General features: G+C 35.1%; 5 protein-coding genes and 1 pseudogene. 4 read left to right on the forward strand and 2 right to left on the reverse strand.

Annotation, left to right across the window (positions count from 1 at the left end; genetic code table 11):
• The 4 genes and pseudogenes from ARSQ2_RS09415 to lipA all read left to right on the forward strand — a co-directional run.
• Window positions 1–424: pseudogene (locus ARSQ2_RS09415) on the forward strand (serine-type D-Ala-D-Ala carboxypeptidase); the annotation flags it as partial.
• A 152-nt stretch (window positions 425–576) separates the two neighbouring features.
• Entirely contained in the window at window positions 577–840 is a 264-nt protein-coding gene (ybeD, locus tag ARSQ2_RS09420; protein ID WP_181995138.1) for a DUF493 family protein YbeD, read from the forward strand.
• A 157-nt stretch (window positions 841–997) separates the two neighbouring features.
• Window positions 998–1,627, forward strand: coding sequence for a lipoyl(octanoyl) transferase LipB (lipB, locus tag ARSQ2_RS09425; protein ID WP_181995139.1), 630 nt, complete (start codon window positions 998–1,000; stop codon window positions 1,625–1,627).
• Window positions 1,628–1,752: 125 nt separating this feature from the next.
• Window positions 1,753–2,718 carry a lipoyl synthase gene (lipA, locus tag ARSQ2_RS09430; protein WP_181995140.1) on the forward strand — a complete coding sequence of 322 codons (966 nt, stop codon included), beginning with the start codon at window positions 1,753–1,755 and terminating at the stop codon, window positions 2,716–2,718.
• A gap of 77 nt (window positions 2,719–2,795) precedes the next feature.
• Here the strand turns inward: lipA and ARSQ2_RS09435 are convergent, their stop codons facing one another.
• Together ARSQ2_RS09435 and ARSQ2_RS09440 are read right to left on the reverse strand one after the other, a co-directional pair.
• Complete coding sequence (locus ARSQ2_RS09435) at window positions 2,796–3,005, reverse strand: cold shock domain-containing protein (protein WP_181995142.1); 210 nt, start codon at window positions 3,003–3,005, stop codon at window positions 2,796–2,798.
• A gap of 228 nt (window positions 3,006–3,233) precedes the next feature.
• Window positions 3,234–3,683, reverse strand: a complete 450-nt coding sequence (locus ARSQ2_RS09440; RefSeq protein WP_181995141.1) for a methylated-DNA--[protein]-cysteine S-methyltransferase — start codon at window positions 3,681–3,683, stop codon at window positions 3,234–3,236.
• Between the last annotated feature and the right edge of the window lie 199 nt (window positions 3,684–3,882).

Genomic DNA, 3,882 nt, shown 5'->3' on the forward strand with positions numbered 1-3,882 from the left:
AGCTATATCTGTTGTATTAGGTGGCCATAGTAGTAAAGATCGGAACACCGAAAGCAAAAAATTACTCACTTGGGGCTTTCGCTTTTTTGAAACCTTCAAACCATTAGAAGGCGGGGTGGAGTTTGCCTCTCAATCGGTTTCGTTTGCTAATACTGATCAGGTAAAATTAGGTATTGAAAACGATCTCTATCTGACCATTCCCCCTGGTCGTATGAAAGATTTAAAAGCTAGCTATACATTAAACAATACTGAACTACAGGCACCATTAGCGAAAAACGAAGTTGTTGGCACCATTAACTTAAAATTAGATAATAAGATCGTTGAACAACGGCCGCTTCTTGTCTTGAAAGAGGTCGATGAAGGTGGATTTTTTAGTAAAATATTAGATTATATTAAATTGTTTTTTCAACGCTGGTTTGGCTAAAGATTGAAAAATAACATTGCAAACTCGATTATGGTAAATATGTTCAATTTATAACTTAATTTTTTATTTAAGAAATATGAATAAATATACTATCTAAATCATATAACATTTAATATCGCAATAAGCGTGGTGGTAGTATTTTAGGAGAAGCTATGAAAACCAAACTGCATGAGTTCCTAGAGTTTCCTTGCTCATTTACCTACAAAGTGATGGGGCTTGCTAAACCTGAGTTAACAGATCAAATCGTTGAAGTGGTTCAACGACATGTTCCGGGTGATTATGTACCATCGGTTAAACCAAGTAGTAAAGGTAACTTTCACTCAGTATCAATTACCATCACAGCAACCAATATTGAACAAATAGAAAAACTGTACGAAGAATTAGCTAAACTAGAATTAGTTCGTATGCTGTTGTAGATACAAGTTATTGATGCGCTTGAAATTATAAACCCGAAGATAGCAGATTTTCAGGTTTATAATTTCAAGCGTCACGGTAACTATTATACTAGCAAGAATAATTTATGCAGGTTATACTGCATAATTATTGCATACCCCTATCAGTGGCAAAAAAAGTTTGTTAAAAAAAATCATTATATTACGTCAATTTGGGTTGCATACTTACCAACCCATTTCTGATGAGATGCATCAGTTTACTAAAAAACGCGCGGTTGATACAGCAGATGAACTTTGGTTAGTGGAACATTACCCTGTTTTTACCCAAGGCCAAGCGGGTAAAAAAGAGCACCTACTCGCGCCTAGAAATATTCCAGTTATCCAATCTGATCGTGGTGGACAAATCACTTATCATGGCCCCGGTCAGCAAATAATGTATATTTTATTAGACTTAAAGCGTAATAAAATTGGTGTGAGAGAGCTGGTAAGTACACTGGAAAATACGGTAATTAATACTTTATCCGAATTTGGTATTACCGCCTACGCACAGCGCGAAGCCCCCGGGGTTTATGTTAAACAAAAAAAAATATGCTCTCTCGGGTTACGTATCCATAAAGGCTGTTCGTTTCATGGCTTAGCATTAAATATTAATATGGATCTTGCGCCCTTCGAATGTATTAATCCTTGTGGCTATGCCGGCATGAAAATGACGCAACTAAATGATTTAGTCCCTGGCAGCCAGGTTAAAGATGTCGAACCTTTATTAATAAAACATTTCTGCAACCTGCTAGGATTTCAACTTGCAGAATAAGTTGTTATAATTTTTTTATAATTATTAAAAAAATTGAAACATGACATAAATCATGATCACATGTGATAGCATAAAATATATCTATTATTGATCCGCACCAGGAACCTAATAGAACTGGCATAATTATGAGTAGACCAATTCAAATGAAGCGTGGCGTTAAATATCGTGACGCTGATAAAATGGCACTGATCCCTGTCAAAACAATAAGAACGGATCATACAGAAATTTTACCTAAACCTGAGTGGATCAAAATAAAACTCCCCGCTGATTCCAGCAGAATAAAAGAGATAAAAAACGCAATGCGTAAGAATGGCTTACACTCAGTCTGTGAAGAAGCCTCTTGTCCTAATCTCGCTGAATGCTTTAATCATGGTACCGCCACTTTTATGATTTTAGGAGCTATCTGTACTCGTCGCTGTCCATTCTGTGATGTTACCCATGGACGTCCTAATCCTCCTGATCCTAATGAACCAGCAAAATTAGCAGAAACCATTAAAGATATGGGATTAAAATACGTTGTTATTACTTCAGTAGATCGTGATGATCTACGCGATGGAGGAGCCCAACATTTTGCTGACAGCATTACAGCTATTCGAGAGAAAAATCCAAACATCAAAATAGAAACGCTAGTGCCTGATTTCCGCGGTCGTATGGATCGTGCCTTAGCAATTTTAGCCGCTGCGCCACCCGATGTTTTTAATCACAATCTTGAGAATGTTCCGCGTATCTATCGCCAAGTACGCCCTGGCGCTAATTACGAATGGTCATTACAACTACTATCAAAATTCAAGCAAATGCATCCTGAAATACCGACAAAATCAGGATTAATGGTTGGACTAGGTGAAACTAATGAAGAAATAGTTGATGTTATGCGAGACTTACGCCGCCACGGCGTTACCATGCTAACCTTAGGCCAGTATCTCCAACCCAGTTGGCATCATTTATCAATAAAACGCTATGTCAGCCCTAAAGAATTTGAAGAAATGAAAAATGAGGGAATAGCAATGGGCTTCACGCATGCAGCATGTGGCCCATTAGTACGCTCATCTTATCATGCAGATTTACAAGCGAAAGTCATAGAAATTAAATGATAAGTCATTTAATTTCATGCCAACATAAAAACCCGTCTCAATAATTGAGACGGGTTTTTATAAATTCTTATAGTAAATCAAATAGCGACAACGTTTATAGCAGATGGCCTTTTCTCCCCCTCAGTAATATTAAACTCAACTTTCTGACCTTCGGTCAAAGTCTTAAAAACTTCGGTTGTAATAAAACTGAAGTTAACGAACACCTCTTTACTGCCATCTTTTGGACTGATAAAACCAAAACCTTTTCCTTCGTTCAACCACTTAACGCTACCTTTAACTTTTGACATCAATATTACCTTTACATAAATAAAAATACACAGTTTGTGTTTTATGTAGTACAGCAAAAATTATGCTTCATTGTCTACTACTAAGATCACGAAATTAATTAAAAACTTAAATTATCATTTTAATATAAAATAAAAACTTAAAAAATTAAAAAAACCAATAATAGTGTATATAAATGTTTATTATAATATTTTAGCGAATTTTTCGACTATTTCCATTCTTTTCATAATTTAAAATAAAAGCCAACTTTTTATATCTAACCCACCACTGTAACCTACTAATTTACCATCATGACCAATAACACGATGGCACGGAATAATAAGCGCAATAGGATTACGCGAATTTGCCATACGAACTGCTCTACAGAAATTAGCAAAACCTAGTGCAATTGGGAGTTCCTTATAACTCCAGGATTGGCCATATGGAATTTGACCAAGTTTCTGACAAACTTTTTTCTGAAAATGGGTACCAGAAGGATTCAAGATGACAGAAAAATTGTCTCTTTCACCATTAAAATATTGCTCTAATTCTTTTATACACTGTTCGGTATGAACATTTTTACGTTCTTTTTCATTTATTTGGTTAACAAAATCAACACCGATTATTCCATTATGATCAGCGGTAATGTGAATGAAAAGTCTTGGAAAACCTTTTGGGGTACAAAAATAATGGTGGTACATAAGAACTTCTTCAAAATAGTGAACTATTTTAACAATTCATTTTATCCCGCAAGCAAAAGTACCGCTGTTGGCAAAAATATTTCTGCCTATTGGCATATCTGTTAAAAAATATAATAAAAATACAAATTTTTTATTTCTTGTTGAAATAATAAGTTAGATAAAATTCCCACCACAAATTAGATAACACCATATATAGTAT

This window comes from Arsenophonus endosymbiont of Bemisia tabaci Q2 (assembly GCF_902713415.1).
GTDB lineage: Bacteria > Pseudomonadota > Gammaproteobacteria > Enterobacterales > Enterobacteriaceae > Arsenophonus.

Bases quoted from the DNA above. Each gene is read 5' to 3' on its own strand.
- ybeD (WP_181995138.1), top strand. From the start codon at position 577: ATGAAAACCAAACTGCATGAGTTCCTAGAGTTTCCTTGCTCATTTACC.
- lipA (WP_181995140.1), top strand. From the start codon at position 1,753: ATGAGTAGACCAATTCAAATGAAGCGTGGCGTTAAATATCGTGACGCT.
- ARSQ2_RS09435 (WP_181995142.1), bottom strand. From the start codon at position 3,005: ATGTCAAAAGTTAAAGGTAGCGTTAAGTGGTTGAACGAAGGAAAAGGT.
- ARSQ2_RS09440 (WP_181995141.1), bottom strand. From the start codon at position 3,683: ATGTACCACCATTATTTTTGTACCCCAAAAGGTTTTCCAAGACTTTTC.